A 683-nucleotide genomic window follows, 5' to 3' on the forward strand; every position below is an offset into this window, starting at 1 on the left:
CTGACGGGGCGCACCCGGGGCCAGGCCGACACCCCCGGCCGACCTGGCCCCGGCCCTGCTCCCACCCTCCCGCCCCCTCCGGGGGGCGTCGGCCCGGCACCCGGCCCTCGGGCAGACCCTTGGGACAGCACTCCAGCTCCAGCCTGGGGCCATACGTCGCCCAGGGCTCGGCCATTGCGCGATGACGACGAGTCTGCGCTGGAGCGCCGCCGCCGTAGGGGCTGACAAGCATCGCCGAATGCCCCACCGCGACGATTGATCGCGCCCACGCGGCGCGGCCGCACATCGGTACAGCCTCGCGCCCCTGAAGGGGCGCACCCGGCGCCAGGCCGACACCCCCGGCCGGCCTGGCCCCGGCCCTGCTCCCACCCTCCCGCCCCCTCCGGGGGCGTCGGCCCGGCACCCGGCCCTCGGGCAGAACCCCTGCGCGGGGGATCTCGGATTGAGCCGGCACTCCAACTCCAGCTGTGGGCCACAAGTCGCCCTGGTCTTGGCCAGCACAGCGTCCATGCCGCGATGACAACGTGCCTGCGCTGGAGCGCCGCCGCCGTAGGGGCTGACGAGCGTCGCCGGTGCCGCACCGCCATGGCTGATCGCGCCCACGCGGCGCAGCCGCGCATCGGTACAGCCTCGCGCCACCACCAGGGCGACCCCACGTCACCCCCCGGCGGGCCCCCCGCGCC

This window comes from Streptomyces sp. NPDC059524 (assembly GCF_042749255.1).
Taxonomy (GTDB): domain Bacteria; phylum Actinomycetota; class Actinomycetes; order Streptomycetales; family Streptomycetaceae; genus Streptomyces; species Streptomyces xanthii.